Annotated in this window: 12 protein-coding genes and 1 riboswitch; of the genes, 8 read left to right on the forward strand and 4 right to left on the reverse strand. The window is 44.3% G+C overall.

Annotation, left to right across the window (positions count from 1 at the left end; genetic code table 11):
- Positions 1 to 5: 5 nt before the first annotated feature.
- Together FS736_RS09930 and FS736_RS09935 are read right to left on the reverse strand one after the other, a co-directional pair.
- Positions 6 to 797 carry a YqhG family protein gene (locus FS736_RS09930; protein WP_144476312.1) on the reverse strand — a complete coding sequence of 264 codons (792 nt, stop codon included), beginning with the start codon at positions 795 to 797 and terminating at the stop codon, positions 6 to 8.
- Positions 775 to 2463 carry a DEAD/DEAH box helicase gene (locus FS736_RS09935; protein ID WP_144476315.1) on the reverse strand — a complete coding sequence of 563 codons (1689 nt, stop codon included), beginning with the start codon at positions 2461 to 2463 and terminating at the stop codon, positions 775 to 777. The genes FS736_RS09930 and FS736_RS09935 overlap by 23 nt, the downstream gene beginning before the upstream one ends.
- Positions 2464 to 2635: 172 nt before the next feature.
- Positions 2636 to 2723, forward strand: a riboswitch (glycine riboswitch).
- Between the two features lie 205 nt (positions 2724 to 2928).
- Between FS736_RS09935 and gcvT the strand changes: the two genes are divergently transcribed.
- Genes gcvT through gcvPB form a run of 3 tightly spaced genes read left to right on the forward strand, consistent with a single transcriptional unit; the run spans position 2929 to position 6860 of the window.
- Entirely contained in the window at positions 2929 to 4035 is a 1107-nt protein-coding gene (gcvT, locus tag FS736_RS09940; protein WP_144476318.1) for a glycine cleavage system aminomethyltransferase GcvT, read from the forward strand.
- Between the two features lie 22 nt (positions 4036 to 4057).
- A complete protein-coding gene (gcvPA, locus tag FS736_RS09945; RefSeq protein ID WP_144476321.1) occupies positions 4058 to 5404 on the forward strand; it encodes an aminomethyl-transferring glycine dehydrogenase subunit GcvPA in 1347 nt (448 codons plus the stop codon).
- On the forward strand, positions 5397 to 6860 hold the full coding sequence (gcvPB, locus tag FS736_RS09950) for an aminomethyl-transferring glycine dehydrogenase subunit GcvPB (RefSeq protein WP_144476324.1): 1464 nt from the start codon (positions 5397 to 5399) through the stop codon (positions 6858 to 6860). The genes gcvPA and gcvPB overlap by 8 nt, the downstream gene beginning before the upstream one ends.
- Before the next feature lie 553 nt (positions 6861 to 7413).
- On the opposite strand, the gene FS736_RS09955 is transcribed toward gcvPB, so the two are convergent.
- Positions 7414 to 7794 (reverse strand): rhodanese-like domain-containing protein, encoded by a 381-nt coding sequence (locus FS736_RS09955; protein ID WP_144476327.1) that lies wholly within the window; start codon positions 7792 to 7794, stop codon positions 7414 to 7416.
- Positions 7795 to 7966: 172 nt separating this feature from the next.
- Here FS736_RS09955 and FS736_RS09960 point away from each other — a divergent pair, with 172 nt between their 5' ends.
- The 5 genes from FS736_RS09960 to FS736_RS09980 all read left to right on the forward strand — a co-directional run bounded on the left by FS736_RS09960 (position 7967) and on the right by FS736_RS09980 (position 15036).
- Positions 7967 to 8803, forward strand: coding sequence for a lipoate--protein ligase family protein (locus tag FS736_RS09960; RefSeq protein WP_144476330.1), 837 nt, complete (start codon positions 7967 to 7969; stop codon positions 8801 to 8803).
- 354 nt (positions 8804 to 9157) lie between these two features.
- Entirely contained in the window at positions 9158 to 11716 is a 2559-nt protein-coding gene (locus tag FS736_RS09965; RefSeq protein ID WP_144476333.1) for a vitamin B12-dependent ribonucleotide reductase, read from the forward strand.
- A gap of 153 nt (positions 11717 to 11869) precedes the next feature.
- Positions 11870 to 12880: a DUF1646 family protein gene (locus FS736_RS09970; RefSeq protein WP_144476336.1), complete on the forward strand. Its 1011-nt coding sequence runs from the start codon at positions 11870 to 11872 to the stop codon at positions 12878 to 12880.
- Positions 12881 to 12999: 119 nt separating this feature from the next.
- A complete protein-coding gene (gene splB / locus FS736_RS09975) occupies positions 13000 to 14025 on the forward strand; it encodes a spore photoproduct lyase (RefSeq protein WP_144476917.1) in 1026 nt (341 codons plus the stop codon).
- Positions 14026 to 14151: 126 nt separating this feature from the next.
- Entirely contained in the window at positions 14152 to 15036 is an 885-nt protein-coding gene (locus tag FS736_RS09980; RefSeq protein ID WP_144476339.1) for a patatin-like phospholipase family protein, read from the forward strand.
- A 217-nt stretch (positions 15037 to 15253) separates the two neighbouring features.
- Here the strand turns inward: FS736_RS09980 and FS736_RS09985 are convergent, their stop codons facing one another.
- Complete coding sequence (locus tag FS736_RS09985) at positions 15254 to 15619, reverse strand: SA1362 family protein (protein ID WP_144476342.1); 366 nt, start codon at positions 15617 to 15619, stop codon at positions 15254 to 15256.
- Positions 15620 to 15756: the final 137 nt, after the last annotated feature.

Raw genomic sequence — 15756 nt, forward strand, 5'->3', positions numbered from 1 at the left:
GAGTTTCACTTAATCGCGTTTTCAGTTAAATAAAACAGTCCGCCATTGATGATGGATAGTTGGACTTTTGGTTCATATTGTTCTTTTAAAGCTGTTTTTTCTGTTTCAAAACTATCGGATTTTTCTTCTGCATCTTCGTAAAAATGATGAAGTAAATCGAGGTCCTTCTGCCAGCGTTTTCGCGCATCCGCTGCCCAGGAATGGTCCTCTTGCTCGATATCGGATGTCAAATAAGCCTGGATCCTGTTTACGCCGCTCTTTGGCTTTATTAAAGGAGAAAGCGTATAGGCATAATCAGGTATTTTTGTTGTTAAAGGCAAGGTCAATAAACGTTCATGAAAGTTTTCTACCATCCTGCCGTTGATCAGGTGAAGTCCAATAGAATGGAAAACATCCCGTTTTCTGTCACATTGATAAGATACTTTTATATTGATTCCGATCCAGGGAATCAAAGCAGTTTGTGCAGGGTAGTGATTGTTTTCATATAACCGGATGAAGCCGGCAAGGTTCTTGGTCGATTCAAAGATTTGATGAAGACGGGGAGAACCAAAATGGACAATCTCCCCTTTCAAATCATCTGGAGCCTGTTGTTTGTCAGTAATGAAGGTCAGCTTCATTGGATTCGGTACTCCACCAGTTTTCTCAAGGTAATGCCAGTAAAACGGACGGTTCATTAATTCCTTATCAAGCTCTATGGTGAGCTGGACAGTCATGTATCCTTTGTCATTTTCAATCAGTTCACAATTATTAGCTGTGAAATACCTTTCCAGAAAATTATGGATTTCCTGTTGCTGCACGCTGATTTTCCCCCTTCATTTCTTCCGCGAACTGAATCATCGATGTCAAGTTTTCCATCTTGATTCGAATTTCCCCCTCTGATGAAGACTTTCCGAAGATATCAACCAAGTGGTCTTCGATATTGCCAAACTCCAATTTTGTCAGGATATCATCAAGTTCCCCGATCACTTTTTCGAACAGGTTGATCTTCTCGTAAAGCAGTTTCATAACATGTTCTTCAACCGTATCTTTCGTTGCGAAGTTGTATATTTTCACATCTTTTTCTTGTCCAAGACGGTGGATCCTGCCGATCCTTTGTTCCAGTCTCATTGGGTTCCAGGGAAGGTCAAAGTTGATGATATGACTGCAGAATTGCAGGTTGATTCCTTCGCCCCCAGCCTCGGTCGCGATCAGCACCTGGACATTCTTCTGGAAGAGTTCTCTCATCCAGTCCTTTTTACCGCGTTTGAACCCTCCGCGAAAGGGAACTGAGGTGATGCCATTTTGCTTAAGGAACCACTGAAGGTAAAGCTGGGTGGCCCGATATTCGGTAAATATGATGACTTTGTCATCAATTTGTTTGATCAACTCAAGTGCTTTTTCGGCTTTGGAGTTTTTTGTTACTGCCTCCACTCGTTTGATAAGCTCGGCAATCGTATTTTGGAAACCGACGGAGGGGTTTTCCTGCCGCTGCAGCATATTTCTCAGTGTATAAAAAACCGCCTCCCTGCTGCTGCAAGCCTCACGCTGGAGAGTCATCAGCGAGAACTGGCTTGAGGCTAGACCGCCAGCAGAACCTCTTAAGTCCATGATTGAGTCATATAAAGCCCTCTCCTCATTGGAAAAATGGATAGGAATGGTTTCTACATGTCGCTTTGTCCACTCGATTCCGGTATCCGAACGCCTGTTGCGGATCATCACTTTATTCACAAGTTCCCTCAGATGCTCATCATCATTGACAGACCGGGCATCCTTTTTGTATTTGTCAAAAAACGCTGTTTCACTGCCGAGATGACCGGGCTTCAACAGAGATACAAGATTAAATATTTCTTCGATCCGGTTTTGGATTGGAGTTGCGGTCAGCAGCAGACAGAACCGTTTTTTTAGGTTTTGGACAAATTCATAGTTTTTTGTTTTATTATTTTTCAATTTATGAGCTTCATCAATTATGATAAGGTCATAATTTAAATTGTTGATGATGTCACTGTGAGGGGCACGTTTGGCTGTATCAATCGAAGAAACCACCACATCGCATTGCTCCCACACATAGCTTTTCTTCTGGGCGATTGCGGGGATATGGAATTTGGTGTTCAATTCCATTGCCCATTGCGAGACCAGCGAAGCAGGGACTAAAATCAGGACCTTTTTCACCAGTCCCCTGATCATATATTCTTTCAAAATTAATCCGGCCTCGATCGTTTTCCCCAGTCCCACTTCATCAGCAAGGATCGCTTTTCCATTCATATTTTCGACAACCTGTTTTGCCACTTCAAGCTGATGCGGCAATGGGGTTAGTTCGGGAAGATGAACTGGTGCCTGGAGACCTTCAAATTCAGGGATAATGGTATGTTTTTCTATTTCGACGGCAAGTTTATACAGCTCCCAATTTCCCCAGGGTCCGTCCTTCTCAATTCTTTCAGCCATTTCGTCCTGCCAGAGAGAATCATAGTTAATTTGCACGGTCATTTTATCCACCTCTTTTAATATAAAAAATATTGCCCAAATCGCCTTTCTAATGGTAGGATGAAGGTAGCTTTTGAATGTTTTGAAATTTGTCACTTTATGGCCGAAAGCATCAGTTTGCAGACATAGGTAATAACGTCTAGCATGCCCAAATGTGAAAATAATATAAATGCGGATGACAACAAGGGGAGAGACTACTCCGGTAGCGCCGAAGGAGCAAGCAAAATTGTGAATCTCTCAGGCAAAAGAACTCTTGTTTGACGCATCTCTGGAGAGCGCTTCCATATGTGTAAGCCACCAAAGGGGAAAGCCTTTACAAGGTAAACTTTCAGGTGAAAGGACAGAGACCTTCTCAGATTAAGAGGGGGTGCTCTGTCCTTTTCTGCTTTCTTGACCGAATGCGCTGTCAAGAATGGTGCTGGGATGGATGTAAACTGATATTTTGGCGGAGACGAAGGGGGATACATAATGACGGAATTAAAACGGACACCGCTTTTTGAAGTGTATAAGGAATATGGCGGGAAGACAGTTGATTTTGGCGGCTGGGAATTGCCTGTCCAGTTTTCAAGCATCAAGGAAGAACACGAAGCAGTAAGAACAAAAGCAGGTTTATTCGATGTTTCCCATATGGGGGAAATCGAGGTGAAGGGCCCCGATAGTCTGGATTACTTACAAAAATTGATGACAAACGATGTTTCAAAGCTTAAGAACGGCGGTGCCCAGTACACAGCCATGTGTTATGAGAACGGCGGCACTGTGGATGATTTGCTTGTTTATAAAATCGAAGATGACCATTACCTCCTTGTAGTGAATGCCTCCAATATTGAAAAGGATTACGATTGGATGCAGAAACACCTTGAAGGTAATGTGAAAATTGAAAACTTATCCGAAGGTATGGCCCAGATTGCTATACAGGGACCGAAGGCCGAAGGGATCCTTCAAAAGCTGTCCGCGGAACATGATCTCGGCACTATTGGCTTTTTCAAGTTCAGTGAAGAAGTCGATCTGAACGGCAAGAAGGCGCTTGTATCTCGTACAGGGTATACAGGTGAAGACGGATTCGAAATTTACTGCGATTCCAATGACGCGGTCAGCCTCTGGAAAGAAATTCTTGTGGCCGGCAAAGAAGATGGCGTCATCCCATGTGGTCTTGGTGCCAGGGATACACTTCGTTTCGAAGCGAACCTTGCATTGTACGGCCAGGAGCTGTCGCCGGAAATCAGCCCGCTTGAAGCAGGGATTGGCTTTGCGGTCAAGCTTAACAAAGAAGCTGATTTCATTGGAAAAGATGCGCTAAAGCAGCAAAAAGAAAATGGCCTGCCTAGAAAGATTGTCGGCATAGAAATGATCGACCGGGGCATTCCGCGCCATGGCTACCCTGTTTATAAAGGGGATGTCAGGATTGGTGAGGTTACCACTGGAACGCAATCCCCAACGCTCAAAAAGAACATCGGGCTTGCACTCATTGATACAAAGGAAACTGAGTTAGGCAACGAAGTAGAAGTTGAAATCCGCGGCAAACGCTTGAAAGCTGCTGTTTCAGCTACACCTTTTTATAAAAGAGACAAAAAGTAAAAGCCGGAGAGGGGAAAGAGTTATGAAGCATCGCTATTTACCGCTGACGGAAAGTGACAAAAACGCAATGTTGGAAAGCATCGGCGTATCATCGATCGATGAACTGTTCAGCGATATTCCTGAAAAGGTCCGTTTTGCCGGAGAATACAATATTAAAAAAGCTAAGCCGGAAACAGCTCTTATGAAGGAGCTTGCCCAGATGGCTTCCAAAAATGCTGATTTAAAAATGAATACTTCATTCATTGGTGCAGGCGTATATGATCATTATATTCCGGTCATTGTCGACCATGTTCTGTCACGTTCGGAATTTTACACTGCCTACACTCCATATCAGCCGGAAATCTCACAGGGGGAACTTCAGGCTATCTTTGAATTCCAGACGATGATCTCCGAATTGACTGGCATGGAGGTAGCGAACTCTTCCATGTATGATGGCGGTACTGCACTGGCAGAAGCAGCTATGCTTAGTGCGGGCCATACCAGAAGGAAGAAGGTATTGATCTCAAGTGCTGTCCATCCGGAATATAAGGATGTCGTCAAAACTTATGCAAAAGGACAATACATTGATGTAGTCGAAGTGCCTCATAAAGATGGTGTAACAGACCTGGATGCATTGAAGGATATGGCAAGCGAAGATGTCGCTGCTGTCATCGTCCAGTATCCGAACTTCTTTGGCGGTCTTGAGTCAATGAAGGAAATTGAAGAAATTGTCCATGAGAACAAATCTCTTTTCGTAGTTTCGAGCAATCCGCTAGCGCTGGGGGCGTTGACACCTCCAGGCAAATTCGGCGCTGACATTGTGACGGGAGACGCACAGCCATTCGGGATCCCGACAGCATTCGGCGGCCCTCACTGTGGATACTTTGCAGTAACTGGAAAGCTGATGAGGAAGGTTCCAGGAAGACTTGTCGGCCAGACTAAGGACGATCAGGGACGCCGAGGATTTGTATTGACACTTCAGGCGAGGGAACAGCATATCCGCCGTGATAAAGCGACATCCAATATCTGCTCGAACCAGGCATTAAATGCACTTGCTGCCTCTGTGGCGATGACTGCAATCGGTAAAAAAGGCGTTCGTGAAATGGCTGTCGCCAATATCCAGAAAGCTCATTACGCTAAAAAGGCATTCAAGGAAAATGGCTTTGAGATTGCATTTGAAGGCCCATCCTTCAATGAATTCGTTGTCAAGCTGAATAAGCCGGTCAAAGAAGTGAACCAGAAGCTCCTCGAAAAGGCCATCATAGGCGGCTATGACCTTGGCCGTGATTATTCCGGACTTGAGAATCACATGCTTGTTGCAGTGACTGAGTTAAGGACAAAAGAAGAAATCGATACATTTGTAAAGGAAATGGGGGATATCAATGCATAAGGAAGATCAGCCACTCATTTTTGAATTAAGCACACCAGGCCGTGTCGGCTACAGCCTTCCGGAAATGGATGTTCCAGAAGCGGATTTATCAGAGCTTTTGCCTGAAGGATTCCTTCGTGAAGAGGAACCAGAACTTCCTGAGGCTTCCGAGCTTGATATCATGCGCCATTATACAGCATTGTCGAAACGCAACCACGGTGTTGATTCCGGATTCTATCCGCTTGGATCATGTACAATGAAATACAATCCGAAGATGAATGAAAATGTCGCTCGTTTCAACGGATTTGCACACTTGCATCCATTGCAGGATGAGAGTTCAGTGCAGGGGGCGCTTGAATTGATGTACGATCTGCAGGAACACTTGATTGAAATCACCGGTATGGATGAAGTTACCCTGCAGCCAGCAGCTGGTGCACACGGTGAGTGGACGGGATTGATGATGATCCGCGCTTTCCATGAAGCCAATGGTGACCAAAACCGTACGAAGGTCATCGTTCCTGATTCCGCTCACGGAACCAATCCTGCTTCTGCTACAGTCGCTGGTTTTGAAACGATTACGGTAAAATCTGATGAAAACGGCCTTGTTGACCTTGAAGACCTTAAAAAGGTTGTTGGGGAAGATACTGCTGCGTTGATGCTTACAAACCCGAACACGTTGGGATTATTTGAAGAAAATATCCTAGAGATGGCCGAGATAGTCCACGGCGCAGGCGGAAAGCTTTATTACGATGGAGCGAACCTGAACGCTGTAATGTCCAAGGCTCGCCCTGGCGACATGGGCTTTGATGTTGTTCACTTGAACCTTCACAAGACATTCACAGGCCCACACGGCGGCGGCGGCCCGGGATCAGGCCCAGTCGGCGTAAAAGCAGACCTTATTCCATTCCTGCCAAAGCCTATCGTTACAAAGCAGGATGGCGTATACAAATTCGATTACGACCGCCCGCAATCAATCGGAAGGGTTAAACCTTTCTACGGAAACTTCGGCATCAATGTCCGTGCCTATACGTATATTCGGACAATGGGACCAGACGGCTTGAAGGCTGTAACAGAGTACGCGGTACTAAATGCCAACTATATGATGAGAAGGCTTGCTGAATATTATGATCTGCCATTCAACAGGCACTGCAAACACGAATTCGTCCTTAGCGGCAAGCGCCAGAAAAAGCTTGGCGTCCGTACATTGGATATTGCCAAACGCCTGCTTGACTTCGGTTATCATCCGCCAACCATCTACTTCCCATTGAATGTAGAAGAAGCGATCATGATCGAGCCGACAGAAACAGAATCCAAGGAAACCCTTGATGCGTTCATCGACGCGATGATCCAGATCGCACGTGAAGCAGAGGAGAACCCGGAAATCGTTCAGGAAGCACCTCACTCTACTGTTGTAGGCCGCCTGGATGAAACAACAGCTGCAAGGAAGCCAATCCTGCGCTATCAAAAAGCTGAATAGTTTTTTAAAAGTCCTGCCGGTTTGAAATTGGCAGGACTTTTTTTGATAATGATTATTTTTGGTAGCTGAGCCCGGTAGACTTCGGACAGATTTGGAGGGAATCAGCGAAAAGCTGTCTGAACAAGGTGCAACTTCGGACAGGTTTGGAGGAAATCATTGAAAAGCTGTCCGAACTAGGTCCAACTTCGGACAGGTTAGAAGGGAATCAGAGGAAAGCTGTCCGAACTAGGAGCAACTTCGGACAGGTTTGAAGGAAATAAGCAAAAAGCTGTCCGAACTAGGAGCAACTTCGGACAGGTTTGAAAGGAATCATCAGAAAGCTGTCCGAACTAGGTGCAACTTCGGACAGGTTTGGAGGAAATCAGTAGAAAGCTGTCCGAACCAGGAGCAACTTCGGACAGGTTTGGAGGAAATAAGCAAAAAGCTGTCCGAACCTAAGATGCAAAAGACATTTATTTTAGAACTAAAAGAAGCTAAACCGAAAAGAGTGTTATGACTTTAAAAGCTAACCCCCCAGCATTTCTGCTGAGGGGTGATTTTATGGAAAGATTGCTTATTTAGCTTTGATTTTGCCGCCCCATTTTTTGAAGCCGCCTTCAAGATGGGATAAGTCTTTATAGCCTTTTTTGTGAAGCAGCTGTGCAGCACGGCCGCTGCGTGATCCGCTCTGGCAATAAAGATAGACTGGCTTGTCCGGTCTGACTTCCTTCAGACGTGCCTTTAGCTGGGTTAGCGGGATGTTTCTTGCGCCTAGAATATGTCCGTTGGCAAATTCATTTGGTTCACGGACATCAATGAGCTGCGCTTTACGGTACCCTGCTTTGAATTCTTCCTCTGACAAAGTCTTCAGGATTTTCTTTTGGCGGAAATACATAAACACAGAGTAAAGAATCACCGCAACTGTCAGGACGATTAAAAAAATAAGTGTATCCAAAACATATTTCTCCTTTCAAGCTTAGCTGAGCCACCTTTAATTATATAAGCCTTCCTGGATAAGAGCAAAGGAATTTAACAAAATTCTTTCGAACAAGCTGCTTTGCTTTTGAAAATTTATTTGTTAGACTAAAAAAATCGTAGCTTTGAACAATTTTAAATGGGGTAATGCAATGGAAAAAGAGGTATGGAGATTTATTGATTCAGGAGACAATTCACCGTCATTCAATATGGCGCTGGATGAGGCGTTGCTCGATTGGCATGGTGCCGGAAAAATCCCGCCTGTTGTCCGCTTTTATGGCTGGAACCCGGCGACACTTTCAGTTGGCTATTTCCAGAGGATCGAGCGCGAGATTGATATGGATGCGGTACAGCATCATGGTCTCGGATTTGTGCGCAGGCCCACTGGAGGCAGGGGTGTCCTGCATGAACACGAACTTACATATAGTGTCATCGTTACAGAAGACCACCCTGAAATGCCGAAAACAGTCACTGAGGCATATCGCGTCATTTCAGAGGGGATTTTACTAGGGTTCCAGAAACTTGGACTGGAAGCTTATTTTGCCGTGCCAAAAACATCTGCCGAAAAAGATGCACTGAAGAACCCGAGATCTGCGGTTTGTTTTGATGCACCAAGCTGGTACGAGCTGGTTGTCGAGGGAAGGAAGGTCGCCGGAAGTGCCCAGACACGTCAGAAAGGTGTCATCCTTCAGCATGGATCCATATTGCTGGATTTGGATGAAGATAAACTTTTCAGCTTATTCAAGTACCCGAATGACAGAATCAAAGAAAGAATGCAGCGAGCCTTCAAGACCAAGGCAGTGGCAATCAATGAGATCAGCGGCCGGAAAATTGAACTAGAAGAAGCGAAGAAAGCCTTCAAAGAAGGTTTCGAGGACGGGCTTGGAATTATTTTGGAGCCTTATACCTTAAGTGAAGAGGAATTGGATTATGTGAATGCACTTGCCAAAAACAAGTACGAATCTGATGACTGGAATTTTAAAAGATAAAAAATTTTTAAAGCGGTTGAACCGCTTTTTTTCTTTTATCCAGTATTTTCTAGAGGTCGGGGGGATTGTAAAAAGTGCAACCCTCGAAATTTGTTGTTTTTTATCGTTTAAGGGAAAAATTCTATCTTTCTCTCTTTTTATCTCTCATTTTTAGTAGTTTTCATGTTTGACAAAATAAAGTTCTTTTGTCCTGAACACCATATATAGTATTGTCGAAAATAAAAAATACACTATATATTGATTTTTGATGTTTCGATATGATAACGTAAGGGTAATTCAAAAAAAGCAGCTAGAATTACATATTTCTAGTATCACATTAAAGAATGGATTTAAACCTTTGAAGGAGTTGTAGAAATGTCTGTTACTATTGGACAAAAAATGAGCCTGAATGTTGAAAGTCTGAATGAGGATATCAAGTTGTTCCCGCAGGTTCACCCCATCACACCTGAAATGAAACTTACCCACAAAGGCGTCTCCCGACTTGTCATGCTGGACCGCTATACTTTTAAAGACACCGAAAAAATCACACTCTCTAGTGGGGATTTTGTCGTCCTCACGATCAAGGAAGATCCAAAGTTCCCGGCACGCGGACTTGGATTCATACAAGATATTGATTGGGAGAACAAGACAGCGAAAGTTCTTGTAGAAGAAGAGTTTCGCGGAGTACTTGATGATCCCGAAGAATCAGCCACTGGCATTATCAAGCGTTCCCTGGACGTGATTGAAAAGCCGCTGGAAGTATTCTACGAGCAAATCGCAAAACGGAATGCGACGGGGCTGGCAGCTGTTGAAAAAACAGAAGAGAAGCGCCAGGAGTGGTTTGAAAAGTTCTATCAGGAACTAGTATCAATGAACTTCATTCCTGCAGGGCGTGTCCTTTACGGAGCAGGCGCAGACACAGACGTAACCTACTTCAACTGCTATGTAATGCCTTTCGTAAAAGATTCCCGCGAAGGCATCTCTGAGCATCGCAAGCAGGTCATGGAAATCATGAGCCGCGGCGGCGGAGTCGGAACGAACGGATCAACATTAAGACCGCGCAACACACTGGCCAGAGGCGTAAACGGAAAATCATCCGGATCGGTTTCATGGCTTGATGACATCGCCAAGCTTACACATTTAGTTGAGCAGGGCGGGTCAAGAAGGGGAGCGCAGATGATCATGCTTTCTGACTGGCATCCTGACATTGTGGAATTCATCATTTCAAAAATGCAGAACCCAAGAATCCTTCGCTTCCTGATAGAAAACACAAACGATGAGTCAATCAAGAAAATGGCTAAGGAAAAACTTAAATTCACGCCGATGACACTTCAGGAAGAAGCAATGTACCAGGGAATTGTGAACTACAAAACGATCCCAGGCTACGGTGGATTCAGCGCTGATATCATTAAATCTGCTGAAGAAAAGCTTGCAACAGGCGGAACTTATACTGTCCATAACTCAGAATTCCTGACTGGTGCAAATATCTCAGTCACATTGACAAAAGATTTCATGGATGCAGTCGACAACGATGCAGACTATGAACTTCGCTTCCCAGATGTAGAAAGCTACGATGCTGAGACGATGAAAATTTATAATGAAGAGTGGCATAAAGTAGGGGATGTTCGCGAGTGGGAAAAGCTTGGCTATAAAGTCCGTACCTATAGAAAAATCAAAGCCAAAGAACTATGGAACCTGATCAATATCTGTGCGACGTATTCTGCGGAGCCTGGCATTTTCTTCATCGACAATGCCAACGACATGACGAACGCACAGGCATATGGACAGAAGGTTGTAGCGACCAACCCGTGTGGGGAACAGCCTCTCGCACCAAACTCTGTCTGCAACCTGGCTGCTGTTAACCTTGCAGAAATGGCGGACAAGGAAACCAAAACAGTTAATTTTGAAAAATTGAAGCGTACTGTTGAAGTTGGTGTGCGCATGCAGGACAATGTCATCGATGCGACTCCATATTTCCTTGAAGATAATAAGAGACAAGCCCTGGGCGAACGCCGTGTCGGTCTAGGGGTAATGGGTCTTCATGATTTACTGATCTACTGTGAAACAGAATACGGTTCAGAGGAAGGTAACCAGCTTGTCGATAAGGTTTTTGAAACCATCGCGACATCAGCGTACCGTGCATCTGTTGAACTTGGAAAGGAAAAAGGAAGCTTCCCATTCCTTCAGGGCGGCACAGAAGAAGAAACAAACAGACTTCGTAAGGCATTCACAAATACTGGTTTCATGAAGAAAATGCCTGAGGATATTCGTGAATCAATCCTTGAAAATGGAATTCGCAACTCGCACTTGCTGACTGTTGCTCCGACAGGATCTACTGGTACAATGGTTGGCGTATCAACAGGCCTTGAGCCATACTTCAGCTTCTCTTACTTCAGAAGCGGCCGACTAGGCAAGTTCATCGAGGTGAAGGCGGATATCGTCCAGGAATACCTCGACCGTCATCCGGAGGCAGATCCTGAGAACCTGCCGAACTGGTTCGTATCTGCGATGGAACTGGCCCCTGAAGCCCATGCTGATGTGCAGTGTGTCATCCAGCGCTGGATTGACAGCTCGATCAGCAAAACGGTCAACGCACCGAAGGGTTACAGCGTTGAGCAGGTGGAAAAGGTATATGAGCGCCTTTATAAAGGAGGAGCAAAAGGCGGAACCGTTTATGTAGACGGCTCCCGCGATTCCCAGGTATTGACGCTTAAAGCTGAAGAGAACTCAATGGATGATGAAGTTGAAAAGAAAGAAAAACAAAAGCAGCATGTTGTGCTTGTCGATACGATCAATGAATTGCGATCAACCAATGTGACGATTGGCTCTGAAGTCGGCAACACATGCCCGGTCTGCCGCAAAGGTGAGGTAAAAGAAATCGGCGGCTGCAATACTTGTACAAACTGTAACGCGCAATTAAAGTGTGGTTTATAATATAGAATCAATAGTTTAGCCACGGCCCAGGCCGTGGCTATTTCTATGGGTAAATTCTGGTTTACCTCCATGAACCAAAAAACTCCATGTTCTAAATATTAGGATTGCTCCTATTATATAGTAATAGAAGCAGAAAAAAGGACAGGGGAAGCGATGATTGGGTTAATTATTATTTTGCTGCTGGTTTTATTTTTGCCTTTTTCCATTAAAATGATTGAACATAATTTGGAACTATTTTTATTTACTATGGGCTTTGCTGCAGCAATTATTAGTGGTGAGATGGACCGTCCGCTCATTGAAAAAGCGGTGACTGAACCTATTGATATCACGATTGCAGTATTAGCTGCTGGTTTGCTTGCCAAGTGGTTTAAGGAGGAATTGGAAAAATCGATCCTATGGGGAAGCAGACTACTGACTCCCAGGTTATTTTTCGGATTGACTGTTGTTTTTCTTGGACTGGCATCTAGTATTATAACTGCGATCATTGCTGCTATTATATTGGTTATGATTATAAAGGTCCTTCCGCTCGACCGAAGATCTGAAGTTCGTTTTACCGTATTGGCGTGCTTCTCGATCGGACTTGGTGCTGCCTTGACACCGATTGGTGAGCCATTAGCCACGATCACAATCAGCAGATTGGACAAGGACTTCTTTTATTTACTGGAGTTGATTGGGAAAGAAGTTCTTCCAGCATTATTTATTTTTGGTGTGATGTCTATTATCCTTGTAAGGCCCGTTTGGGGAAAAAAAAGTTTGAAATCGGCTTTCCGTCCTGAGTCGTACGAGGAAATTGCTGTTCGGTCAATTAAAATCTATATATTTGTAATGGGCCTTACCTTTCTTGGACATGGGTTTGAGCCACTTATCAAAACATATATTATAGGACTTTCTCCGGGGCTGTTATATTGGATTAACATGATATCCGCAATCCTCGATAATGCTACCCTTGCTGCAGCAGAAATCAGTCCTGCAATGGACTCTGGAACAACCCGTGCGGTTTTGCTTGGCCTGGTCATTAGCGGAGGCATGCTGATCCCGGGTAATATCCCGAATATTATCGCTGCAGGAAAACTGAACATAACGAGCAAGGAATGGGCGGCATTCGGGGTTCCTGTCGGCCTGATTACAATGTTCCTTTATTATATTGTCCTGTTTATTTTCTAACTGGTTGCCTATTCTGTAATCAAAATGAGCCAAAAGGATGGAAATATTTTTTCCATCCTCTTTTTTCATTTCTGCCCATACTAACACTACTGACATATGGAATGAAATGAGGACTGATGATGAAAGCTTTTGTACCACAGCTTGTTTATATCGAGCCGAGGGCATTGGAATATCCGCTCGGGCGGGAATTAAAAGAAAAGTTCGAGAAAATGGGATTGGAAATCAGGGAGACGACTTCACATAATCAGGTGCGAAATATCCCTGGCGAAAATGAACTCCAGCAGTACCGGAATGCCAAATCGACATTGGTTGTTGGTGTCAGGAAAACGCTGAAATTTGACACCTCCAAACCTTCTGCTGAATACGCCATACCGCTTGCAACCGGCTGCATGGGCCATTGCCACTATTGCTATTTGCAGACGACACTTGGCAGTAAGCCATATATCCGCACGTATGTGAATCTCGAGGAGATTTTCGATCAGGCACAAAAGTACATGGATGAGAGAAAGCCTGAAATCACCAGGTTTGAAGCTGCATGTACATCAGATATCGTTGGCATTGATCATTTAACTCATGCTTTAAAACAAACAATTGAATTCTTCGGACAAACCGAATATGGGCAATTGCGTTTTGTCACGAAGTATCATCATGTTGACCATTTGCTCGATGCAAAACATAATGGCAGAACAAGATTCCGTTTCAGCGTCAATGCCCGTTTCGTGATCAAAAACTTTGAACCTGGAACATCATCCTTTGATGAAAGGCTGGAGGCAGCCAGAAAAGTGGCACAGGCAGGATACCCGCTTGGCTTCATCGTTGCGCCAATCTACATCCATGAAGGCTGGAGAGAAGGCTATCAGGAATTGTTCGAAAGGCTTAGCCATTCGCTGGAAGGAATCGACCTGACTGGACTAAGCTTCGAGCTGATTCAGCACCGCTTCACCAAACCTGCAAAAAATGTTATTCAGAAGCGTTATCCTAAATCGAAACTGGAAATGGATGAGGAGAAAAGGAAATACAAATGGGGAAGGTACGGAATTGGCAAGTATGTCTATCAGACTGATGAAGCAAAAGATCTTGAAGAAACAATCCGCGGCTATATCCATTCATTTTTTCCGGAAGCAGAAATACAATATTTCACTTAAGAAGAGTTTAGGGATTTAATTCGATTGTGTCCTTGAACCGAAATTTTCTACTTGTACGCCGTACTATTTTACAAATGAAGCGCTTAAAGATGTAAAGATGGGATTACATCGACGGGAGTGGCTCATATGTATATTGACGGCGTTTTTTCCGGCGGAGGAATCAAAGGGTTGGCACTGGTTGGTGCCTGTGCAGCGATTGAGGAGCGAGGGTTCCGTTTTAAACGGGTCGCAGGCACTAGTGCGGGTTCGCTGATCGCTGGCTTGCTTGCTGCCGGCTACACGAGTACGGAGATGGCGGGCATCCTGGATGAACTTGACCTGAAAAAATTTCTCGATTCCAGGAAAACGATCTTCCCATCAGCCTTGACTAAATGGCTTTTTGTATACTGGCGGCTGGGGCTCTATAAAGGTGACGAATTAGAAAGCTGGATATCGGAGGTGCTGGCTGCCAGAGGGCTTCGCACCTTTGGCGATCTTGCCCCTGATGCATTGCGGATCATTGCCTCAGACCTCACAAACGGCAGATTACTGATCCTGCCGGATGATCTTCCAAAGTATGGTGTCGATCCAAGGACTTTCCCTGTGGCAAGGGCGATCAGGATGAGCTGCAGTCTGCCGTTCTTTTTCGAACCGGTAAAACTCCGTGACCGGGTCGGTGCGAATATCGTGGTGGATGGAGGAGTGCTAAGCAATTTTCCGATGTGGTTATTCGACCAGGAGAATGTGAAAAAAGTACGTCCCGTACTTGGTGTCAAGCTAAGTCAAAACCTGATCCAGCAGCCAACGAATAAAATAAAAAATGCGCTGCAATTATTTGAAGCATTATTTGAGACAATGAAGGATGCTCATGACTCCAGGTACATTTCGCGAAAGCATGAAAAGAATATCATCTTCATTCCGACGGAGGGGAATTTGACAACCGAATTCCAACTCTCGGATGAGAAAAAACAAGAATTGATTGAACTGGGAAAGAAGAATGGGGAGAAATTTTTCAAATCATGGTGCTACTGATTCTTAATGGTTTTTCTCGTAAGAATTGTTGTTAAAATCCTAAAGCCGATTTTAACCTATGATAAGGCATTTTGCTTGTCGGTATCTAGTTTGCAAGCTCTTTTCTCGTCTAAATCGTCCATTTAGCGAAGTTACCTAGGTCATTCCATGCAACTTTGCAGCAATTAGCAACAAAGTTTTAGAAAAGAGCCTTCCTTATAAAGCAAAAAATCGAGCTTTAAAAGGAAGCCCGATTTTTTTTTCTGCTTTTTTTACCGTCTATGACTGTTAAGTGCGAAGCGTCCTTCTTTTTCCGTGCCGATGCGAGGGATTTTATCTTAGAACGTTTAGAGGATGCATTCGCTTCTTTTGCCTGGTACCGTTTCTTGGACCGCTTTGCTGCCTTTTGGAAAGCACGCTTTTGCTCTCTGCCCGCACTTGATCCCGACAGGCGGGTCACAAGGAAATAGATTGCGGCACCAATCAATGCAATTGTTGCCAGTGTAACAAGAATACTTACAGGATCGGTAAACAACTGAAAGGCGAAACCAAAGATTGCAAGGACAATCAGCCCTGAAAAAATATACTTAAAAGTTCTACTCATCGAAGAAAGCCACCTCCCTACTAGCATCATGAGCAATTTCAACTGTTTTTAAACTTACCAACGATTACTTTATACAAATTCTTCGATATTATACTCTTCTCCTGCTACTTTTACCTTTTTAAAAGCGACTTAAACGA

Source organism: Cytobacillus oceanisediminis 2691 (assembly GCF_007678455.1).
In the GTDB taxonomy this organism is placed as follows: domain Bacteria; phylum Bacillota; class Bacilli; order Bacillales; family Cytobacillaceae; genus Mesobacillus; species Mesobacillus oceanisediminis_A.